This window comes from Halomonas llamarensis, assembly GCF_023555005.1.
Taxonomy (GTDB): Bacteria; Pseudomonadota; Gammaproteobacteria; order Pseudomonadales; family Halomonadaceae; genus Vreelandella; species Vreelandella llamarensis.
Map to the genome: position 1 here is coordinate 1 of NZ_JAMJPJ010000144.1, position 255 is coordinate 255.

Genomic DNA, 255 nt, shown 5'->3' on the forward strand with positions numbered 1-255 from the left:
TGCTGACCGGCGTGTCCAAATTCAGTAAGGTCAGCCTGTTTTCGGGACTGAATAATCTGCGTGATATTACCCTGTCGCCCGACTATGCGACCCTTTGCGGCTATACCGATGACGACATCGATACCGTCTTTGAACCCGAACTTTCCGGGTTAGACCGTCAGGAAATCAAACAGTGGTATAACGGCTATCGTTGGGGGGGGCGTGAGGTAACGTCCGTCTACAATCCCTTCGATGTACTGTTACTGTTCCAAGAAC

At 51.0% G+C, this 255-nt stretch carries 1 pseudogene; it reads left to right on the forward strand.

The features are described 5' to 3' along the window. Positions 1–255, forward strand: a pseudogene (locus tag M8006_RS17970) (hypothetical protein); the annotation flags it as partial.